Raw genomic sequence first — 20,042 nt, 5'->3', positions numbered from 1 at the left:
GACATGACCGAACTCTCCCCCGTGGCCATCAGCTTGCGCGAGGGGCTGCGGCGTCTGGCCAAAGCCGTCGTCGTGATCACCTGTCGCCATAACGGCACCCGCTACGCGATGGCCGCGACCGCGGTGAGCGAGCTCAGCATGGATCCACCATCGCTGCTCATCTGCGTCAATCGCTCGGCGAGCTTGTACCTGCCGCTCTCTGAAGGCGCCGACTTCTGCGTGAATATTCTGCACAGCGACCATGCCGACATATCGGCAGCTTGCGCCGGCAAAGCGCGGGGGGAAGAGAGGTTCGCCACGGGCAAGTGGGGCACGGCTGCAGATGGCTGTCCCCGGTTGGAAGATGCGCAGGCGAGCTTTTTCTGTCGCTACGAGCAGGCTCTGGACTATGGGACGCATCACATTGTGATCGGCCGTGTCGAGGAAGTGTTCCTCACTGATGAGGTCAGCCCGCTGGTGTACGCGAACGGTTCCTACGTCAGCCTGGGCGCCCCTATCACTGCCGGATGATCGTTTTTACCGCGTCAGAGCAGGAGGTCTGGAAAGGCGGGTCCATGCACCGCTGAACCGGCCAACGGAACGGGTCGCCATGGCGGTGGCCAGCGGTTTGCCTCGTCAGGGCATTTGAAGCAGCAGAGACTTCCGTGGAACGGGCCAGCGCGCTCGCCGCACTGGCCCGCCCAATCATCAGAAGCGAACCTTCACGCCCACCTCGAACACGCGTCCGATTTTGTCGTAGAGCTGGCCATTCACCGGCTGGCTCTGCGTTGCATAGGGGCTGGATGGAGGATCCTTGTCGAGGAGGTTGGAGACGCTGGCGGACAGCTCGAAATTGCCCGCTACGCGGATCGTCGAGAACAGATTGACGTAAGCGGCGGCCGGGATGTCGTTCTCATTGATGGTCAACGCAGGGATCGTGTCGAACTGGTTATCGTTCTTGCCCTTGCTGATGTACAGGAGCTGCGCTGACAGCGAGACCGCATCGGTGCTGAATGTCTGCGTGAGATTTCCCCGGAAGCGTGGCTGTGAGCCGAGGCTGCCCATCCCGTTTTCGCCCGACCGGTCGATGCCATTGATGTAGGACCGCAAGGCGTAGGTTCCGGTGAACCGCGTGCTCATGGACACGCCGCCGCCAAGACTGGCCTGGTAAGAGAGCGCCATGTCCAGTCCGCTCGTCTTGAACTGCGAAATATTCTGGACAGGCGCGACAAGGCGCGTCGGCGTTGCGCCGCTGAAGGTGATGTAGCTGCACGCCTGGGCATCGCCCGCCGAGCAGGCATTGCCGATATTGGCGGCCGTGATCGAGTCGATCGCATCCTTCAGGTCGATGAGATAATAGTCGAGCGACATGCGCAGCCCGGGCAGGCTCGAGGGCTGTACGACAACGCCCAGCGTGAGCGTGTCGGCCTTCTCAGGCCTCAGATCGGGATTCCCCACCGTGCGGTTCTGCGGAATGACGGCCGTGACCCCGTTCACCGTCAAAGGCACGTTCACGAAAGAACCGGGCGAGAACAGTTCGTAGATCGCCGCTGCACGGATGTCCTTCGAGCGTGTCACGCGAAAACGCAGCCCCTGGATGGGCTCGTATACGCCACCCACCTTCCAGGTCGTCTGGCCCCCGGCCGTGCTGTAATCGGCATAGCGAATGGCGCCATTGAGATCGAGATTGCGCGCGAAAGAAAGGTCCCTGGCGAGCGGCACGATTGCCTCGACATAGCCTTCCTTGACATTGAACTTGCCGGAGAAGGGCGCGACATTGCCGATCGCAAACCGACCGGCTGTCGCGAGCGGACCGGCCGTCAGAACCTGCGACTCCTGGCGATACTCACCACCAAAGGCGACCGCGACGGGCGCAGCCCAGGTGGAAAACGGCTCGCCACGCATGTTGATGCTCGCGGCGTGCTGCTTGTAGATCACCTCGTGATAATCGGAGCGGTTCACATAAGCGAGCGCGGCCGGCGTTTGGGTGCTGACGGCATTCGGCCCGAAGATGTTGACTGGAACACAGCCAGCGGCGAGGGGATTGGCAGGCTGCCCGGCGAGGGTCGACCGGCAGACGATCCCGCCGCCTGGAGCCGTGACAGCATCCACCGCCAGATTCCAGAAGGCGGGTGAGAAATTATTGCTGAAGTCGCTGCGGAACTGGTTTTCGCCATAGGAATAATGGGCATCATAGTGCCACGAATTGCCGAGGTCGCCCTCGACGCCAATCGTGCCGTGCGGCGTCTTGTTCTTTACCCGGAAATTGATGTTCCCGACATCATAGACACCCTTGGCGACGGTGATGCTGGTCAGCCCCTGCGCAGCCATGGCATTCTTGACCGCTTGCGGCAGGAAGGCATTGTCGTTGCGGATCGTAAAGGACGCAAAGTTCGGCAGGCCGCCGGTGAACAGGCCTAGCGTCTCTGAATAGCCCCCGGACAGGGTGATATTAAGAGCAGGCGAGACTTCGAAACTGCTGAGGGCGTGAACGACAAAGCGCTCGATGCCGGGGATCAGGCTCGACCCCTTGGACCGGCTAAGACCCTCGCCGCCAATCTGATTGGTGCCGTCATCGACACTGCCGACCTGATAGGGCCGGATGGTGCCATCATCATTGAAGGTATAGTTGCGCAGGCTGAAGTTGGCAGGGCCGATGATGCGGCCGCCGATGCTGTTGGAATTGCGCACGCCGTCGGCCACGATATTGGCGGGCAAGCCATTGGTCAGATAGGCTCTGTTGGTGACGATCATCTCCTCGCGGCGTCCCCAATCGCGGCGATAAATGTCCTGAATCTCGTCACTGCGCGCTTTCTCGACCGCCACGACGATGTTCCCCCGGCCGTCCCCGAACGACAAGCCTCCCACGGCGCCGAGCTTGTAGCGGAAATTGTCGCCTTGCTGCGAAATGCCGGTCTGGGCAGACAGTTCGATGCCGGTCATCTTCTTCTTGAGAAGAATGTTGACCACGCCTGCAACGGCATCCGATCCATATTGTGCGGACGCGCCGCCCGTGACGACTTCGACTCTTTCAATCATGTTCGTTGGAATGACGTTGAGGTCCGTCGCGACGGGTGATCCTGTCGTGACCGAAGATGCCTGAGGCACAACCCGTGACCCATCGACGAGCACGAGGGTCCGCTGCCCGCCAAGCCCCCGAAGATCTGCCGTCGCCTGCCCCGGGCTCGCGAAGTTGTTCGCGTTTCCGCCGACCGAGCGCGTGGCCTTGAAAGCCGGCTCCTGCTGCAGCACTTCAGCAATGCTGATCGGCGACTGCTGATCGACGATATCGGCGCCGATGACTGACACGGCCGATGGTGCAGAAAAACCGGCCGCGGCGGCGCGAGATCCGGTTACGATGATGTCGGTGCTACTGGCGCTTTCCGGCGCGCTGGCTTGTGTGCTGGCCTGAGGAAGAGCCGCCATGCCATCGGGCTGGCCACCTTCCGACGCATTCGCAGCGCTCGGTAGGCTCAGGACAATGCTGGTCACGAGTGCGGTGGTTGCCTTCCATGTTACGCGCGGCGGCGTGAAAACGGCAACTTTCCTGAGTGTTTTCATAATCCTCCCTCCAGTCAGCTTCGGCAGCATATGGCGCGCCGAGTTTTTTGGTCTCTTGACGTCGTCCAGCCCTGGTTGGGCTTGGCGAGAAACGCCATCCTCCTAACCGATCATTGGGGCCGAAACAACTTATTTATAGATATATATAAAAACCGATGTGAAGCTATGAGGGCTGGAGAAGGGTGCCGTTTTTGCGTCATCTGCCAACTTCCCTTCACTCGGAATATGACACGGAAAAGAGGATATATTAAGGCCTGTATCCCACGTGCGATGAGCCGTTTTTCACGCGCTCGGTTCGTTCGCTGTCCGAGCGGTCAGGCTTCGCGAGTCTCACGAAATAATAATTTCTATTGTGTTTTAATTATTGCGTTGATAGTCGGGCCGTGACGATAAGATTTGCGGGAGAAAACCCATGTATGAGAGGCGCAACGTTCGTGCAGGCGTATTCCTGCCCCCACATCACGGCAACGATGAGGACGTAGCGCTCTGCATGCGTCGGGATTTCGAGCTTGTGGACTGGCTGGAGCATCTCGGTTTTGCGGAATTGTGGATGGGCGAGCATCATTCCGGGGGCATGCAAATATATGGCTCCCCGGAGCTGTTCATCGCGGCTGCGGCGGAACGGACCTCAAGGATCAAGCTCGGCGCCGGGGTGATCTCGGTGCCCTATCATCACCCCTACATGATTGCGGATCGCATCCTGCAGCTCGATCATCAGACACGCGGTCGGGCCATGTTCGGCTTTGGTCCCGGCATGCTGGTCTCCGATGCGCACATGTTGAACATCAAGCCGGAGCAGCAGCGCGAGAGGCTGGTCGAAGGCTTGGATGTGATCGTCCGGTTGCTGGATGGCGAAGTCGTTGATCACGATAGCGACTGGTTCTCGCTGCGGGAGGCGAGCCTCCAAATGGCGCCTTATAGCTTCCGTCGTCCCGAAATGGCGGTCGTGACCTCCAAGACGCCGATCGGATCGCGCCTGGCAGGCAAATACGGTCTAGGCATCCTCACTCATGGCGGCGGCGATGTTGCCGCGGCATGGAAGCTGGCGGAAGAAGCCGGCAGCGCCCACGGCAATCAACTCAATCGCGATAATCTGCGTGTCGTGGTTTCCTTCCACTTGGCCGAGAGCCGCGCGGATGCCGCTGCGGCCATGCGTTTCGGGCTCGAGCCTTGGCTGGCTTATCTCGAAGCGCTCAACCCGAAAAGCTATGCGGATACGCGCGCCAAAGCCGGATCCGATCCGGAGCGCATCGTCGCGGCGCGCGGCGGGTTGATCGGCACACCAGACGATGCCGTCGAATATCTCGAGGCCTTGTGGGAAAAGACGGGTGGCTTCGGTTATATTACGATGACCGGGACCAACTGGATGGATTTCGAAGCGACCAAGCGGTCTTATGAGCTCATGATGCGCTACGTCATGCCGCGGTTTAACCGGGCCAATGCCCAACGGGAACGGTCCTTCAACTGGGTCCACGAGCGACGCGATGAATTCAGCGGTGCCAATCAGGCCGCTATTGCCAAGGCTGTTTCGGAGGGCGGGAAAAGCTGAGCCGGCAATATGGGGCAACTCGCGGGGTGGGCCGGTCGGTGAGAGGTGTGCGTCCCAGGTAAACTGGGACGGCGCCGCCCCAGAGTCGGGCTATCAAGGGTGGCAACTCGGGCCGATTGGCGCAGCAAGACCACCTTTTTTATCCACCGGCCTGCGCTGCAGCACTATTTCTTCCACCCTTTCGCCATGGCCTGCTTTTCGGCCGTCGCATCCAGCGGATCGCCGCTGATCTGGGCGTCCACATAGGCCATGATGGCGGCATCGCCACTGGTCGCCATGCGATAGCTTCCCTCGGTCTGGCGGGGATGGCTGACCAGCGCGCGGACGGCCCAGCCGTCCTGCTCCCGGCAGGCGACGCCGGCGGTACTGGCGGTATCGAAGCTGCGGCAGATGTCGCCTTTGCTATCCTTGAAGGTGAGGCGCACCCTGACCGGCGCGGCGGCGCCATCGGCATCCCCGGCGCTGGCAAGCTGGGTGTCGAGTGCCTCGGTTAGCTCTGCGCTTGCGACCAGCCCGTCCTGAGCGGTGGCGCCGCCCTTTGGCAGCATCTGCGCGCCAACGAACCCAGCGACCAGCGCCGCCGCGACGGCTGCCCATTGCGGCAGGCCAAAGCCCGCACGGCTTGTGCGCCGGGCGCGCGCATCAGCCAAGCTCTGCACGGTTCCTTCGCTCGTTGCGATTGCGGCCATGCCGGCCGGCACCGGGGCAGCGGCAACCGGATCGAAGGCCGCGCGCAGGCCCGCCTGCAATTGACGCTGGGCTTCCAGCTTCTCGCCCAGCGCGGGATTGGCGGCGACGAGCGCGGCGACGCGCTTGGCTTCGTCCTCGGGCAGTTCGCCATCGAGCCAGGCATAGAGCGTTTCGTCATCGATCATGGGGCCGATCCTTGGGTCCGTCATCTGCTCATCCTTCGCCCACAAGCGCCAGCAGCGCATTGCGTCCACGCACCAGCCGGCTCGACAACGTGCCGACGGGTATCTCCAATATCTCAGCGGCCTCCCGATAGCCGCAGCCTTCGATCAGCACGAGCGCGACAGCCTCGCGCTGGTCTTCCGGCAGCCGGGTCATCGCTGCCATCATCCGGTCGAGGTCCAGCCGGGCTTCGAGGCCGGGCCGCGGGTCTTCGCCCACCTGCTCGCCGGCTTCTTCTGGCAGCAGGCGCGCGGTCTCACGGTTTCGTGCGCGCGCCGTATCGATCCAGGCGTTGCGCGTGATCCGGTAGAGCCAGGAATCGAGGCGTGTGCCGGCCTGCCACTGGCTACGGGACCGCAAGGCGCGCTCTACGGCGATCTGCGCCAGATCGTCCGCGTCGGCGGCGCTGTGCGACAGCCCATGTGCGAACCGGCGCAGGCGCGGCAACATGGCAGTGAGGCCTTCCTCGAACCCGTCCAAGCCAATTCCTTTCAGCTCTTGTGGATGAAACGACGCGGCACGAGCGTTTCATCCAAAGCTTGAGAAAAAATGATAAGGACCGACCATGGCGCGACAATCAACCGCAATTCTCCTGATCGCCGCTCTGCTCGGCGCAAGTGCGCAGGCGCAGCTTCTGCCGGGCAATCTCGGTCAGCTTCCGGGCCAGCTTCCCGGCCAGATCGCCGGCGGCGTGGTCGATCCGCTCTTGCGTGATGCGCCCGCGACCATCGGCGGCGCGGTGGACACGCTCAGCGTCCGTGCGGCCGATACGCTGGACCGGGTGTCCCTGCGTGATTTGCGCCGCGCCCGGCTCGATGCACTGATCCGCGCCAACCGCGATGTGCTGGAGGCGGATGCCGACGGCCAGCCGGTGCGGCGGGGAGAGATCATCGCGCTTGATGCGTCCCCGGATCTGCTCGTGCGCCTCAAGGCGGCGGGTTTCGAGACATTGCGGACGGAGGCGATGGAGGAACTGGGTCTGCGGACCCATGTGCTCGGCGTGCCGCGCGGCGAGACGGCGCGCAAGGCACTGGAGCGCGCCCGCAAGCTCGCGCCGGAGGGGGTGTTCGATCTCAACCATGTATTCGAGCCAGCCGGCGGGGCGCTGGGCGGCGCGGACGGCGCAGCGGCGGCCGGCGAGAGCGGGGCCAGCGATGTGCCCATCGGCATGATCGACGGTGGCGTCGCGGCCCATCCGGCGCTGGCTGGAGCATCGATCCGCCAACGCGGCTTTGCGGCGGGCGGGCCGAAGGGCAGCGGCCATGGAACGGCCATTGCCTCGTTGCTGGTCGGCCGGGACGGCGCCTTCAAGGGCGCGGCCACGGGGCGAGTATTGCTGGCGGCGGATGTCTATGGCGGCAATCCCGCTGCCGGATCGGCTGAGCTGATCGCGCAGGCGCTGGGCTGGCTGGTCAAGAGTGGCGCGCCCGTCATCACCGTTTCGCTGGTCGGCCCGCCCAATCAGTTGCTGGCCCGCGCCGTGGCGCTGGCGCAGCAGCGCGGCGTGATCGTCGTTGCGGCGGTGGGCAATGACGGGCCTGCTGCGCCGCCCATGTATCCGGCCTCCTATCCCGGCGTAATCGCCGTCACCGGTGTCGATGGCCGGGACCGGGCGCTGCTCGAGGCGGGGCGCGCCAGACATCTGGATTTCGCCGCGCCCGGCGCCGACATGGTCGCCGCGCTGCCCGGCAAGGGCTATGGCAAGGTGCGCGGCACCTCCTTTGCCGCGCCGCTCGTTGCGGCACGTCTGGCTGCCGCGCAGGGCTCTCCCGCGCGTCGCGTCAGCGCGGTGGCCGGCGAAGCGGTGAAGGGCAAGGGCAATGTCGGGCGCGGCATCGTCTGCAAAGCCTGCCGCACGGTGCCCGCGACCGCGCGGTAAAAATTTTTCCGGCGGGTCGGGATGAAGCCCCATCCGGCCGTCGTTCTCCTTCCGACGGGCCAGAAGAGAGGCCCGCATCTTGAAGGAGATGACATATGAACCGGATTTTGATCACCACGTTCGCCGCTGCCGCTATTTTCGCGATGCCCGCGCAGGCGCAGCTCCTTGGTAATGCCGGCGGGTCGCTGGGCGGCACGCTTGGTGGCACGCTGGGCGGTGCCGGCAATCTTGGCGGTACGCTCGGCTCGGTCGGCTCTGCCTCCCAGAGCGTCACCGGCACCCTGTCCGGCGCGGGCCGGGCCGACACCAGCCGCTCGGTCGATACGCGCTCGGGTTCGGCCAGCGCCAATGCGGGTCTGGCCGGCACGGTTGCCGGCACCGTTGAAGGGGCGACGTCCGCGACTGGCCCGGCTGGCTCCGTGACCGGTGGCGGTGCGCTCGGCACCAGCCAGAGCATCGACAAGAGCGTCGGCGTCTCGGCGCAGGGTGTCGGCACCGATGCGGTTCGCAGCACGGCCCGGGAGGTCGTCGGAACGACCCGCGGCACTGTGCAGGGCACGACCGAGACGGCGCGGGGCACCGCTCGCGGCACAGTGGAGACCGCGCGCGGCACGGCCCGCGGTGCCGCTCAAGCGGCGCGCGGTACGGCGCGTGGCACGGCGAATGCTGCTCGCAACGCTGCCGGACAGGTGCGTGATACCGCCGGCTCGGTGGATGCCAGCGGCACCGTGAGCGGCTCGGTCCAGGGTTCGGGCACGGCCGGCCAGTCTGCCAGCACCGGCGACGAGTAAGCCTCCCTCGCACCGTCGCCGTAGAACGGCGCTGTGTGGGACAGACCGTTCGGAATGCCCCGGCTTCGATGAGAGGCCGGGGCATTTCTCATGCTCGAGAGATGGCGCTCAGCGCGGTGTCCAGGCGGCTGCGGCCTTCAGGAATGCAGCCGTCTCTTCGTCCGCGCTCATATTGGCTGGCGGGAAGTAGCTGAGCTTCACCACCACCGTGCGGCTCTCCGGATCGACGAACACATATTGTCCCTGCAGGCCGATGGCGGAGTAGGAGCCGCCGCCCAGCGTCCACCACTGATAGCCATAACCCATTGGCCCTGCTTCCTTGGGGTCGGTCGGCCGCGTCGATTCCGCGACCCAGGCGGCCGAGACGATCTGCTTGCCATTGGCCTTGCCGCCATCGAGCATCATCTGCCCCACGCGCGCCCAATCGCGCAGCGTGGCATTGTAGCCGGCGCCGTTGAACTCGCGGCCGACGCCCGGCGGGCCATCCATGATGAAGAAGCCGTCACGCTCGGCGCCCAGCGGCTCCCACAGATGCTTGGTCGCATAGCCGGCAATGGTGTCGCCGCCGCTCACCCGCTCGATCAGCCAGCCGAGCACGGCAGTGTCGATGGTCTTGTACTGGAACACAGTGCCCGGCGTGTGCAGCCGCTTCACCTGCCGCGCCATGTCGGCAAAGCGCGAGACATTCTTGACCAGCGCATTGATGTGATTGGTCGCGGCGATGCCGGGATTGGCGAAGTCGTAGCGCTCCTCATAGTCCACGCCCGAGCGCATCTGCAGGATGTGGCGGATCGACACGCCCTCATAGCCCGAGCCCTTCAGCTCAGGCAGATAGGCGGTGATGGGATCGTCGAGCGACTTGATCCGCCCTTCCGCCAGCGCGCTGCCGATGAGGATCGAGGTCAGCGACTTGGTCATCGACCAGCCCATGAAGCGGGTCTGTTCATTGCTATTGTTGCGGTAGATCTCGGTGACGATCTTGCCGTCCTTCATCACTAGCAGCGCATTGGTATAGGTGCGCTCCAGAAAGTCGTCGGCCTTGTAGGTGGTGCCCTTATAGGCATAGCTGAAATCGAGCGGCTTGTCGTTGCGCGGGAGCTGCCAGATCGGCCCGGAGCGCGGCGCCGAGCGCGTGGTGAACAGCGTGTCCATGCTGCGGAAGGTCAGGGACGCGACGTCCGCATCGTTCATGTGCCAACGCAGGATCTGCACGGCGGGCGCGACATCGGACTTCGCGCCGCTGGCGAGTACGGGCGGCAGTTCCTGCTGGGCGAGGGCAGGGGCGGCACAGATGGCAATGGGAGCCAGGGCCAAGCCGACCCGGCGAGCAAGATTTTTCATGATTATGTCTCCTCTCCTGCGCTGTGGGTAATCCGCGCGCGGGCGGACGGCAAGAGATCGCAAAAACGAACAGGCGGCACGCCGTGAAGCCTGCCGCCTGTCTGTCTCTTGTCGCCTCGAAAGGGCGATGTCGGGGGCGCTCAGGCGGCCGGCTGGGCCTCGCCCTTGAGCCGCGCGGTTTCCGCCGAGGTGGACTGCGGGCCGGTGTTGCGGCTGGAGAGGCCGTTCTTGGCATTGCCCTTCACGAACGGTTCGGGATCGCCCTCGCGCAGTTGCAGGCCGAAGATGGGGGAGAGGCCGGGGTGACGGCCAAGGCCGCCATACAGATCGAACCCACGCTCGATCCAATCGCGGAGCGGATCGTCGTCGGTCAGCACGGGCGTATCTGCCACCGAGGCGGTGAACAGGAACACGGCGAGCAGACGGTAATCGGCATAATTGGGCGTGTCGCCACCGAACCACTTATTCTCCGCTAGCACATTGCGCATGATCTGGAGGTTTGGCGGCACCTTGGGCAGGCGCTCTTCACGGCCCACGATGATATCCTCGATCTTGCGGCCGAACATCCGCTCGCGCGATTCGGTGACATATTGGTGATCCTGCGGCAGCGAGCGATCGCGATATTCCTTGAGGAAGCAGGTCATCCACGGGCTGATCGCTTCTTTCCACAGCCAGGCTTCCATGCCCTGGGTGAGGGCGCGCACGCTGGGGTGCGGGATGAGCGTCGGCCGGTCGGGATAGGTCTCGTCCAGATATTCGGCGATCAGCCAGCTATCGAGCACCCATTTGCCATCGTCGACGATCGCGGGCAGGCGCTCGGTCTTGCCGCCGGTGCGCTCGAGAATGCCGGTGAAGCCGCCGGGCACAGTGTCGATCTCAAAGCCCTTGTGGGCGATCGCATATTTCGTCGCCCACACGAAGGGGCTGATCGTCGCGCCGCTCGCCAACGCCAGATCGTAAAATGTGATTTTGTTGTCTTTTGCCATTGCAGAGCCTCTTTCAGTCCTCGCCATTGTGGGGCGTGAATAGGGCTTTGCAATCTCGAATGCCAGTATTTTTGCGGCTAAGCGCAAAGGGAATGAGCAGAGCTGCGCGGGCCCGGCGCGCTCTCTCATTGACTAAGTCTGGCAGGTGTCAGCTTTGCGCGATGAGGCCCCGGGCGGGTTCGGTCACGGTCAGCGTGGCGGAATCCGTCACCAGCCAGCACTCGCCCGCTGCCCAAGCCAGTCCGTCGATCGTGCCGTGGCCGCTCAGCGGCACGAACCAGCACGGGCCATCGGCGCAGTCCAGGTCATGGTTGCCTTCGTGCCAGCGCTCTAGGGCCAGCGTGAAGGGCGCCTCGTCGCGGCGGAGAAGCGTGTCCGCATCCACCTCTGCGATGTTGACCGGCGCCCGCGTATAGGGCTCGGCCCGGCTCACGGCGACGCCATCATCCAGATGCAGTTCGCGCGGCCGGCCATAATCGTAGAGCCGATAGGTCACATCGACATTCTGCTGCACCTCGACCAGCGTGACGCCAGCGCCGATGGCGTGGACAGTCCCGGCGGGAATGTAGAAGAAGTCGCCGGCCTTTACCGGCTTCCAGTCCATCAGATGCTCGATGCTGCCATCGAGCGAGGCGGCGCGCAGGGTCTCATCATCCAGCGGGCGGAGCGTCCCCATGCCAAGCGTCGCGCCGGGCTCGGCATCGAGGATGAGCCAGCACTCGCTCTTTCCGCCCGGCAGACCGCGCGCCTGGCCCTGCGCGTCATTGGGGTGAACCTGGACGGACAGGCGCTCGCTGGTGAAGATATATTTGACGAGCAGCGGCGGATGCTGGCCGTCCGGCCCATCGAACCAGACCTCGCCAATCTGCCGGCCCTGTCCATCGGGATAGGCCGCTGGCAGATCGGTGCGGCCCCAGGGCTTCTCGACATATTTGGTGGCAAGGCGAATGGCGTTCACGATTCAGCGATCCTTCAGAGCGACGCGCTTGCCGTCCATCCACAGTTCGAGGACCTGCGTCGCGGCAAGGTCGGTGGGGCTGGCCAGTTCGATGTCGCGGTCCAGAATGAGGAAATCGGCACGCTGGCCGGGTGCGAGATTGCCGAAGCGCTCCTCGGCAAAAGCGGCGTAAGCCGCGCCGCGGCCATAAGCGCGCAGTGCCTCGGCCAGCGTCAGACGTCGCGTCGGCAACCAGCCGCCAGCCGGCTCGTTGCGGGCATCGAGCCGCGTGGTGGCAGACTTGAGGCCGATAAAGGCATCCGCCGGCTCCACGGGGGCATCCGAGCCGAATGCCAGCGGCACCTTGTTGTCGAGCATCGTGCGCCAGGCATAAGCGCCGCCGAGCCGCTCCGGCCCGAGCCGCCGCGTCGCCATCGCCCAGTCGGAGGTGGCGTGCTGCGGCTGCATGGAAGCGATCGTGCCGCTGCGCGCGAAACGGGCGAGATCGGCCGGGTCGACGATCTGCGCATGTTCGATCCGCCAGCGCCGGTCGCCCTTATAGGTCTCGCTCAGTTCCTCGATGGCATCCAGCGTCTCGGCATTGGCCTGATCGCCAATGGCGTGGACGGCAAGCTGGAAGCCGTCCATCGCTGCCCGGCTCATCTGGTTGCGCAACTGGGCTGATGTCAGCAGCGCTAAGCCGCTCTCCTTGGGCGCATCGGCATAAGGCGCCTTGAGCCAGGCGCCGCGTGAGCCGAGCGCGCCATCCAGCACCAGCTTGACGCCGCCCAGCCGCAGCCGGTCGTTGTAGAGCCACGGCGTCGGCGCAGGCCCGGCGATCAGCGCGGCCTGCTCCATGCCGGCGGCATAGCCCAGAATGCGGATGCGTAGCGCCCCCCGGTCCCCGGCCCGGCGATAGGCCTGCCAATGCTCGATGCTGGTGCCCATGTCGGCCACGGTGGTGACACCGCGCGCCAGCAGCGCATCCTGCGCGGCGGACAGTGCCGCGTCATAATCCTTGGGCTGGGGTCGGGGGAGGGCGGGCGTCATCAGCGCCATCGCCTTGTCGACGAGGATGCCGCTGGGACGCCCTGCGACCATCTCGATCCGCCCGCCGACAGGCGCCTTGCTGGTCGGCGCGATCTTTGCGGCGGCCAGCGCGGCGGCATTGGCCCAGCCGGCATGACCATCGACGCGCTCCAGCCAGATCGGGCGCCCATCGCCCAGCCCATCGAGGTCGGCGGCAGTCGGGAAGCGGCCGAGGTTCCACTTCTCGTGATTCCAGCCAAAGCCGATGATCCACGGACGGCCGGGGTTGGCCGCAGCGAAGGCGGCGATCTTCTGCCGCGCCTCTTCGAGCGAATTGGTATCGCTCAGGTCCAGATTGAGGCGCGAGAAGCCGAGATCAATGACATGAACATGCGCGTCGATGATGCCTGGCATCAGCGTGCGGCCCTTGCCGTCAAAGCGGAAGCTCGGCCGATCGGGGCGTTTCTCGCCGCGCGCCAGCCGCTTTTCCACCCGGCCATCGTCGCTGATGACAAGGCCGGTGAAATGCACGAGATCCCCGGTCGCATCGACCGTGATGCCGTTCACATTATCGATCAGGCCCTGCGCGTCCGCGCGGGTCGCGCCCATGCCCAGTCCAAGCGCGAGCGCCGCCAGAACGGCGCTTGTCCTTCGTGCAAAACTCATGGCTTGCGCAGGCGCCTCACCAACGCGCTGGTATCCTGCCGCCCGCCGCCCATGGCAACGACCTCGCCATAATATTGATCGACCAGCGCCGTGACCGGCAATGTGGCGCCGAGCGTGCGCGCTTCATCAAGGGCGAGGCCCAGATCCTTGCGCATCCACTCCACTGCGAAGCCGAAATCGAAGCTGTCCTCGCTCATCGTCTTCCAGCGATTGTCCATCTGCCAGCTTTGCGCCGCGCCGCCGCCAATCGCTTCCTGAACCTTGCCGAGGTCGAGGCCTGCTGCCTGCGCAAAGCGCAGCGCCTCGGAGAGTCCCTCCAGCACGCCAGCGATGCAGATCTGGTTGACCATCTTGGTGGTCTGGCCCGCGCCGGCCTCGCCACAATGCACGATGCGGGCGGCATAGCTTTGCATGACCAGCCGCGCTGTCTCGACCGCCGCCTGGGTGCCGCCGCACATCACCGACAGCGTGCCGCCCTGCGCGCCGGACTGTCCGCCGGAAACCGGCGCATCGACGAAATGAAGCCCCCGGCTCTCCGCCTCGTCTGCGAGCTGCCGCGCGATTTTGGCGGAGACGGTGGTGTGATCGATGAACAGCACGCCGGGTCGCATCGTGCGGAACGCGCCGTCGCGCCCGATGGTCACCGCTTCGAGGTCGGCATCATTGCCGACGCAGCTGATGACCACCTCGGCCTCCGCCGCGGCTTGCGCGGGGCTGACTGCCGCCTCGCCGCCATGCTGCTCGACCCAGGCCTGGGTCTTGCCCATCGACCGATTGAACACCGAGAGGTCGTGCCCGGCGGCGGCGAGATGCCCCGCCATTGGTCCGCCCATCACTCCCAGCCCGATAAACGCGATTTTTGCCATAAGCAGGGCATAGTGGCAGTTTGCAGGATGCGCCAGATGGGAGTAGGGGGCGGCGCCATGAACAGGATCGAACCGCTTGAGCCCCTGACGGCCAGTGCCGATGCGCTGCCCGTCTCCGTCGCCGATGTCCGCGCGGCGGCGGCGCGAATTTCGGGCTCGATCCTGCGCACGCCAACGGTGGTCAGCAAGACGCTCTCGCAGATGACCGGCGCGACCGTGTATCTCAAGTTCGAGAACCACCAGTTCACCGCCGCCTACAAGGAACGCGGCGCGCTCAATCGCCTGTTGCTGCTGGACGATGCCTCGCGATCCAAGGGTGTTATCGCGGCGTCGGCCGGCAACCACGCGCAGGGCCTTGCCTATCACGGCGCCAAGCTGGGCGTTCCCGTTACCATCGTCATGCCCATGACGACGCCGCTGGTGAAGGTGATGCAGACCGAGGGTCACGGCGCGACCGTGGTGCTGGAAGGCGAGAAATTCGAGGACGCCTATAATCACGCGCGCAAGCTGGAAGCCGAGCGTGGCCTGACCTTCGTCCACCCGTTCGACGAGCCGGACATCATCGCCGGGCAGGGCACGGTGGCGCTGGAGATGTTGGAGGACGCGCCGGAGATCGACACGCTGGTCATTCCCATCGGCGGTGGTGGGCTCTTCTCTGGCATGGGCACCGCTGCGCGCGGCATCCGCCCGGATATCGAGCTGATCGGCGTTCAGGCCGAACTCTACCCTTCCATGTACGATGTGGTGAAGAGCGCCAACCTGCCCTGCGATGGCGATACGCTGGCCGAGGGTATTGCGGTCAAGGAGCCGGGGCAGCTCACGCGCCGCTTCGTCACCGCGCTCGCGAATGATGTGGTGCTCGTGACCGAGCGCGCGCTGGAACAGGCGGTAAGCCTGCTGCTCCAGATCGAGAAGACCGTGGTCGAGGGCGCTGGCGCCGCCGGTCTCGCGGCATTGATCGAGCACAAGCCGCTGTTCGCCGGCAAGACGGTGGGCCTGGTGCTGTGCGGCGGCAACATCGATACGCGCCTGCTCGCCAATGTGCTGCTGCGCGATCTGGCCCGTTCGGGCCGCTTGGCCCGCCTGCGCATCATCATGCAGGATCGCCCCGGCGCGCTGTTCCATGTCGCTCGCATCTTCGATCAGGAGGCGGTGAACATCCTGGAGCTCTCCCACCAGCGGATTTTCACCAATCTGCCCGCCAAGGGGCTGACTCTGGATGTGGAATGCGAGACGCGCGACGAAGCCCATCTCCAGCGGTTGATGCAGGCGCTGGCTGTGGCGGGCTACGACACAACGCCGGTCGAGCTGGCCTGAAAACGCCGCCGCGCCGGTGACGCGGCTCTGACCGGTCAGGTCAGCGGCGTGTCGGGTTCCGGCTGGCTGGCAGAGCTGGATGCCAGCGCCGTCTGGAGCGCGTCATCCAACGCGGCCACGCTATAGGGCTTGGTCAGCGTCATGACGTTCGCGAATGCCTCCGGGTGCAGCGCCCCGCCATAGCCAGTCACAAAGATGCAGGGTGTGCCCTTGTCTCGCAGCATTTGCGCCAGCGGATAGCTTTGCTGGCCATGGATGTTCACATCCAGAATGGCGAGGTCTAGCGCCTGTCGGCCGATCAGCTCTGCCGCACTGTCGAAACTGTGCGCCAGAACGGGGTTCGCGCCGCGATCCAGCAGCTTGTCTTCCAGAACGAGGGCGATAATCGGCTCGTCCTCAACGATCAGGATGGTCAGGTCGTCCAGTCTCATGAAACAATCGATGCGTTGGTGAGCTTTGCCTTGATGGTGCACAGCAGGCCGGTCGGCCGAAAGTCTATCACGACGCCGCTGGCCCGTTCCGTCGAGAAGCCGTGCTCGATGAGGCGCGACCCGAAACCCCGACTTGCGGGTTGCTGGACGGGTGGGCCACCGCGTTCTTCCCAACGCAGGTCGATCAATCGGTAATCCTCTTCTTCGTCCTCGATCGTCCAACTCAGGTCTATGTGACCTTCAGGCACCGACAAAGCCCCATATTTCACAGCATTGGTGCAGAGTTCGTGAATGATCATGGAGAGGGACACCGCCGTCTGCGGCGCGATGGTGAAATCCCGGCCGTCCAGATGCACGCGCGCCAGATCCTCGCCGATGGAGGCTTCGGCCGCACTGCGCACGGTCTCGATGAAGCCGGCGGTTTTCCAGTTGCTGGTCGTCAGCAGATTATGGGCCGCCGCCAGCGCCGCGAGCCGTGCGTTGAAGGTCTGACGCGGAACCTCGGACCCGGGCATCTGGCGGAATGACTGCATCGCGAGGCCCTGGACGATCGCCAGCGTGTTCTTCACGCGGTGATTGAGCTCGTTCATCAGCAGGGCCTGCCGCTCTTCCGATTCCACTTGGTCGGTCACGTCATGGCCTTGGACGAACACCCCGGAAACAGTCCCGCCTTCGCCCACGGTGGGTTGATAGACGAAGTCGAGGTAGCGCTCCTGCACCTCGGTTCCCTCGTCATTCTGCAGCAGCACCTTGAGGCGGCGCCCGATGAAGGGTTTGCCCGAGCGATAGACCTGATCGAGCAGGTTCAGGAAGCGCTGCCCGCTGACCTCCGGCAGGGCGTCCTTCACCCGCTTGCCCAGCAGATCCCGGCCCCCGACCAGCTTGTGATACGCGGCGTTCGCCATGCGGAACTCATGATCCGGCCCGTGCAGAATGGCCACGAAGCCCGGCGCCTGCTCGAACAGGGATTTGAACTGCCCAGCCTCTTCCGCGAGGTCCAGATTGCGCGCCTGCACGGCATTGGCGCGCTGGATCAGGCCCATTTCATCGCGCATGGCCCGCAGCGTCTGCAGTTCGGTGACGTCGACCGTGTGCTGCAGGATGTAGGCGACCTTGCGTGCCTCGTCCGCAAAGGGCGTGTGTGTCGCACTCCAGTAGCGCACGTCCATGCCGCCGTCGGGCGTGGGAATGTCGTAGCGGATGAGCGCGATCTCGTCTTGTTTGCCGGAGGCGAAAACCCGCCGGAACGAGGCTTCCAGCTGCCGATGACTCTCCGAGTCCGGGTCGCTTGGAAAGGCATCGAACATGTTCTGGCCCAGCAGCTTATCGCGGGTGCGCATGGTCACCTGCAGATAGGCGTCGTTCATCCAGACGATCCGCAGATCGCTATCGAGCAACACATAGGGATTGGGAGAACGCGCCAGCAGGGCCTGAAAATCGATCGTCACGGAGCCCTCGGAAAAGACGGACGGCGGTAGAATCCAGCCCGACAATGCACGATCTTGCGCGTCGGTTGCACAGAGTCAATTTCATTCCACCTGCGCCGGCCAAAGCCTGACGATTTGGTCGCATCTGCGCGGGCGGCGAATGCCCGCTGCTCAGAACATCCCGTTCGCGTTCGGCCCGCCGAGCTTCACGTCCTGCGCGACATCCCAGTGCTCCACAATGAGGCCGTTCTCGATCCGGAAGATGTCAACCACCGCCCAGCCGCTATCGTCCGGCCAGCGGCGGACGTGGTAGTGGACGATGACATGATCGCCATCGGCGAACATGCGCTTCACATCATGCACGCCCTGGGGATGCACCGACCTGATATGGTCGAGAAACGCCTTGAATGGCGCGCGCCCCGTTTCGACCGAGGGATTGTGCTGGATATAGTCGGGCGCGATGAACCGGTCCACGGCGCTCGAATCCATGGGGTTGAGCACCTCGTCGAAAAGGCCGCGCACCAAGGCCAGATTGGCTTCCTCATCGGCGGTATATCGCATCTCATCGCTCTCCATCGCGGCAGGCGTGCGTTATCGCACTTGTGCTCGTGCATATGCACCGTAAGACCAGCAGGGCAAAGGCTGCAACGGTCTGGCAGAGACAGTGTGGAGGGGAGGGCGACCGACCGATGGATGAGGCGGACTTCGTCATCGTGGGGGCAGGCAGTGCGGGCTGCGTGCTGGCCAATCGCCTGAGCGCGCAGGCCGGAACCTCCGTCACGCTGCTGGAAGCCGGCGGTGAGTGCCGTCATCCGATCATCGACATGCCGCTCACCTGGATGCAGGCCGCCGCGACCGAGCGCTTCATCTGGGGCAATGAGAGCGAGCCGGACCCGCAAATGGGCAATGGCACCCAGCCTATCCCGCGCGGCAAGGCGCTGGGCGGCAGCTCCTCGATCAACGGCACCATGTATATTCGCGGCCACGCGGCGGACTATGATCGCTGGCGCGAGATGGGCTTGCCCGGCTGGGGCTTCGACGACGTACTGCCCTATTTCCGCCGCTCGGAAACCAATTGGCGCGGCGCCGGCGCCGACCATGGCGGGACGGGCGAACTGCACGTCACGGCGATGAAGCCGGACCCGGTGCTGTTCCCGGCCTTCATGCGCACCGCGCGCAATCTGGGCTATGACGAGGAACCGGATTTCAACGTGCCGCGCCCGGAGGGGTTCGGCATTCCCGATTGCACGATCCGCGCGGGGCGGCGCCACAGCACGGTACGGGCGTTCATCGACCCGGTGCGGGGTCGCCCCAATTTGCGGATCGAGACCCATGCGCTCGCCTCGCGCGTCATCATGGAGCATGGCCGGGCGGTCGGGGTGGAGTATCGCAAGGGCGGGGCCGTGCGCCAGGTGCGGGCGCGCCGCGAGGTGATCCTGTGCGGCGGCGCGATCAACTCGCCGCAACTGCTCATGCTCTCCGGCATCGGCCCGGCGGCGCATCTGGCCGATATGGGCGTGCCGGTGCTGCGCGATTTGCCGGGTGTCGGCTCCAATCTGCAGGATCATCCGATCGCGCTCAGCTTCTGGCAAGCCGCCACGCCGGTGACTTTCGACGACCAGTTGCGGCTCGACCGGATCGCCCTGCACGCGGCGCGCTGGGCCCTGTTCGGCACCGGCAACATGGCACAGAGCCCGATGTCGATACAGGGCTTCCTGCGCTCGGGGCCGTTGCAGGATCGACCCGATCTTCAGTTTCAGATCGTCCACGCAAGTTACGCGGCGCGGCCCTGGTTCCCCGGCTGGCGAAAAGGCGCGGGGCACCAGTTTTCGGCCGGCACGCTGCTGCTCAACCCCGAGAGCCGGGGCAGCATCGCGCTCCGCTCCGCCGATCCCGAGGCGCTGCCGAAAATCCACCTGAATTTCTTGAGCGAACAGGGCGATCTTGATCGGCTCTTATGGTCGATGCACTTCATGCGCCGTTTCTTCGCGACAGCGCCTGCGCGTGATCTGGTCGCCGCAGAAGTCGCGCCCGGCTCGGATGCAGCGGATGATGCCGCGCTTGAAGGCTGGCTGCGCGCAACGGCGCGGAGCGGGGGCCATCCCGCCTGCACCTGCGCCATGGGGACCGACGATGCCGCCGTACTGGATGCGCAGTTGCGGGTGCGCGGGGTCGAGAGCCTGCGGGTGGTCGATGCCTCCTCCATGCCGGCGCTGATCCGGGGCAATACCAACGCCCCCGTGATCATGATCGCGGAAAAGGCGGCTGACCTCATTCTGGGCAAGACGGGGCCGGCCAAGCCAGCGCAACGGTGATGGACGAGCAGGAACGGCCAGACCGGATGAACCGGCGGCGACAGGGTGAGAGGATG

17 protein-coding genes are annotated in these 20,042 nt (G+C 64.9%); 6 read left to right on the top strand and 11 right to left on the bottom strand.

The features are described 5' to 3' along the window. The first annotated feature begins 3 nt into the window (after positions 1-3). On the top strand, positions 4-510 hold the full coding sequence (locus M2343_RS09800; protein ID WP_181558783.1) for a flavin reductase family protein: 507 nt from the start codon (positions 4-6) through the stop codon (positions 508-510). Between the two features lie 177 nt (positions 511-687). Here the strand turns inward: M2343_RS09800 and M2343_RS09795 are convergent, their stop codons facing one another. Next, entirely contained in the window at positions 688-3,540 is a 2,853-nt protein-coding gene (locus tag M2343_RS09795) for a TonB-dependent receptor domain-containing protein (protein ID WP_264576496.1), read from the bottom strand. Positions 3,541-3,952: 412 nt separating this feature from the next. Between M2343_RS09795 and M2343_RS09790 the strand changes: the two genes are divergently transcribed. Next, positions 3,953-5,089, top strand: a complete 1,137-nt coding sequence (locus M2343_RS09790) for an LLM class flavin-dependent oxidoreductase (protein ID WP_264576495.1) — start codon at positions 3,953-3,955, stop codon at positions 5,087-5,089. Between the two features lie 164 nt (positions 5,090-5,253). Here M2343_RS09790 and M2343_RS09785 read toward each other — a convergent pair whose 3' ends face one another. Further along, complete coding sequence (locus tag M2343_RS09785) at positions 5,254-5,988, bottom strand: anti-sigma factor family protein (RefSeq protein ID WP_264576494.1); 735 nt, start codon at positions 5,986-5,988, stop codon at positions 5,254-5,256. 4 nt (positions 5,989-5,992) lie between these two features. Continuing rightward, on the bottom strand, positions 5,993-6,451 hold the full coding sequence (locus M2343_RS09780) for an RNA polymerase sigma factor (protein ID WP_264577535.1): 459 nt from the start codon (positions 6,449-6,451) through the stop codon (positions 5,993-5,995). A 115-nt stretch (positions 6,452-6,566) separates the two neighbouring features. On the opposite strand from M2343_RS09780, the gene M2343_RS09775 reads away from it, so the two are divergent. Then, on the top strand, positions 6,567-7,880 hold the full coding sequence (locus tag M2343_RS09775; protein WP_264576493.1) for a S8 family serine peptidase: 1,314 nt from the start codon (positions 6,567-6,569) through the stop codon (positions 7,878-7,880). 95 nt (positions 7,881-7,975) lie between these two features. Then, positions 7,976-8,671 (top strand): hypothetical protein, encoded by a 696-nt coding sequence (locus M2343_RS09770; RefSeq protein ID WP_264576492.1) that lies wholly within the window; start codon positions 7,976-7,978, stop codon positions 8,669-8,671. 108 nt (positions 8,672-8,779) lie between these two features. Here M2343_RS09770 and M2343_RS09765 read toward each other — a convergent pair whose 3' ends face one another. The 5 genes from M2343_RS09765 to M2343_RS09745 all read right to left on the bottom strand — a co-directional run bounded on the left by M2343_RS09765 (position 8,780) and on the right by M2343_RS09745 (position 14,496). After that, entirely contained in the window at positions 8,780-10,012 is a 1,233-nt protein-coding gene (locus tag M2343_RS09765) for a serine hydrolase domain-containing protein (protein ID WP_264576491.1), read from the bottom strand. A gap of 140 nt (positions 10,013-10,152) precedes the next feature. Then, positions 10,153-10,998, bottom strand: a complete 846-nt coding sequence (locus tag M2343_RS09760; protein WP_181558791.1) for a beta-etherase — start codon at positions 10,996-10,998, stop codon at positions 10,153-10,155. Positions 10,999-11,146: 148 nt separating this feature from the next. Next, complete coding sequence (locus tag M2343_RS09755; RefSeq protein WP_264576490.1) at positions 11,147-11,956, bottom strand: class I mannose-6-phosphate isomerase; 810 nt, start codon at positions 11,954-11,956, stop codon at positions 11,147-11,149. 3 nt (positions 11,957-11,959) lie between these two features. Continuing rightward, positions 11,960-13,630 carry an amidohydrolase gene (locus tag M2343_RS09750; protein WP_413716015.1) on the bottom strand — a complete coding sequence of 557 codons (1,671 nt, stop codon included), beginning with the start codon at positions 13,628-13,630 and terminating at the stop codon, positions 11,960-11,962. Then, complete coding sequence (locus M2343_RS09745; protein WP_264576489.1) at positions 13,627-14,496, bottom strand: NAD(P)-dependent oxidoreductase; 870 nt, start codon at positions 14,494-14,496, stop codon at positions 13,627-13,629. Before M2343_RS09745 ends, M2343_RS09750 begins: the two co-directional genes overlap by 4 nt. A 57-nt stretch (positions 14,497-14,553) precedes the next feature. On the opposite strand from M2343_RS09745, the gene M2343_RS09740 reads away from it, so the two are divergent. After that, positions 14,554-15,813 (top strand): threonine ammonia-lyase, encoded by a 1,260-nt coding sequence (locus M2343_RS09740; protein ID WP_181558795.1) that lies wholly within the window; start codon positions 14,554-14,556, stop codon positions 15,811-15,813. A gap of 35 nt (positions 15,814-15,848) precedes the next feature. On the opposite strand, the gene M2343_RS09735 is transcribed toward M2343_RS09740, so the two are convergent. The 3 genes from M2343_RS09735 to M2343_RS09725 form a co-directional block, all read right to left on the bottom strand. Beyond that, positions 15,849-16,244 carry a response regulator gene (locus M2343_RS09735; protein ID WP_264576488.1) on the bottom strand — a complete coding sequence of 132 codons (396 nt, stop codon included), beginning with the start codon at positions 16,242-16,244 and terminating at the stop codon, positions 15,849-15,851. Then, entirely contained in the window at positions 16,241-17,737 is a 1,497-nt protein-coding gene (locus M2343_RS09730) for a sensor histidine kinase (protein WP_264572132.1), read from the bottom strand. Before M2343_RS09730 ends, M2343_RS09735 begins: the two co-directional genes overlap by 4 nt. Before the next feature lie 105 nt (positions 17,738-17,842). Then, complete coding sequence (locus tag M2343_RS09725; RefSeq protein ID WP_264576487.1) at positions 17,843-18,232, bottom strand: nuclear transport factor 2 family protein; 390 nt, start codon at positions 18,230-18,232, stop codon at positions 17,843-17,845. A gap of 128 nt (positions 18,233-18,360) precedes the next feature. Between M2343_RS09725 and M2343_RS09720 the strand changes: the two genes are divergently transcribed. After that, on the top strand, positions 18,361-19,986 hold the full coding sequence (locus M2343_RS09720) for a GMC family oxidoreductase (protein ID WP_264576486.1): 1,626 nt from the start codon (positions 18,361-18,363) through the stop codon (positions 19,984-19,986). The last annotated feature ends 56 nt before the right edge of the window (positions 19,987-20,042 follow it).

The sequence above is a fragment of the Sphingobium sp. B8D3B genome (assembly GCF_025961875.1).
GTDB lineage: Bacteria > Pseudomonadota > Alphaproteobacteria > Sphingomonadales > Sphingomonadaceae > Sphingobium.
The sequence above is the reverse complement of the archived record's forward strand: the minus strand, read 5'-3'. Positions and strand labels throughout refer to the sequence as shown.

Excerpts from the sequence above, each read along its gene's own strand:
- M2343_RS09800 (WP_181558783.1), top strand. The coding sequence starts at position 4 with ATGACCGAACTCTCCCCCGTGGCCATCAGCTTGCGCGAGGGGCTGCGG.
- M2343_RS09795 (WP_264576496.1), bottom strand. The coding sequence starts at position 3,540 with ATGAAAACACTCAGGAAAGTTGCCGTTTTCACGCCGCCGCGCGTAACA.
- M2343_RS09790 (WP_264576495.1), top strand. The coding sequence starts at position 3,953 with ATGTATGAGAGGCGCAACGTTCGTGCAGGCGTATTCCTGCCCCCACAT.
- M2343_RS09785 (WP_264576494.1), bottom strand. The coding sequence starts at position 5,988 with ATGACGGACCCAAGGATCGGCCCCATGATCGATGACGAAACGCTCTAT.
- M2343_RS09780 (WP_264577535.1), bottom strand. The coding sequence starts at position 6,451 with ATGTTGCCGCGCCTGCGCCGGTTCGCACATGGGCTGTCGCACAGCGCC.
- M2343_RS09775 (WP_264576493.1), top strand. The coding sequence starts at position 6,567 with ATGGCGCGACAATCAACCGCAATTCTCCTGATCGCCGCTCTGCTCGGC.
- M2343_RS09770 (WP_264576492.1), top strand. The coding sequence starts at position 7,976 with ATGAACCGGATTTTGATCACCACGTTCGCCGCTGCCGCTATTTTCGCG.
- M2343_RS09765 (WP_264576491.1), bottom strand. The coding sequence starts at position 10,012 with ATGAAAAATCTTGCTCGCCGGGTCGGCTTGGCCCTGGCTCCCATTGCC.
- M2343_RS09760 (WP_181558791.1), bottom strand. The coding sequence starts at position 10,998 with ATGGCAAAAGACAACAAAATCACATTTTACGATCTGGCGTTGGCGAGC.
- M2343_RS09750 (WP_413716015.1), bottom strand. The coding sequence starts at position 13,630 with ATGAGTTTTGCACGAAGGACAAGCGCCGTTCTGGCGGCGCTCGCGCTT.
- M2343_RS09745 (WP_264576489.1), bottom strand. The coding sequence starts at position 14,496 with ATGGCAAAAATCGCGTTTATCGGGCTGGGAGTGATGGGCGGACCAATG.
- M2343_RS09740 (WP_181558795.1), top strand. The coding sequence starts at position 14,554 with ATGAACAGGATCGAACCGCTTGAGCCCCTGACGGCCAGTGCCGATGCG.
- M2343_RS09735 (WP_264576488.1), bottom strand. The coding sequence starts at position 16,244 with ATGAGACTGGACGACCTGACCATCCTGATCGTTGAGGACGAGCCGATT.
- M2343_RS09725 (WP_264576487.1), bottom strand. The coding sequence starts at position 18,232 with ATGCGATATACCGCCGATGAGGAAGCCAATCTGGCCTTGGTGCGCGGC.
- M2343_RS09720 (WP_264576486.1), top strand. The coding sequence starts at position 18,361 with ATGGATGAGGCGGACTTCGTCATCGTGGGGGCAGGCAGTGCGGGCTGC.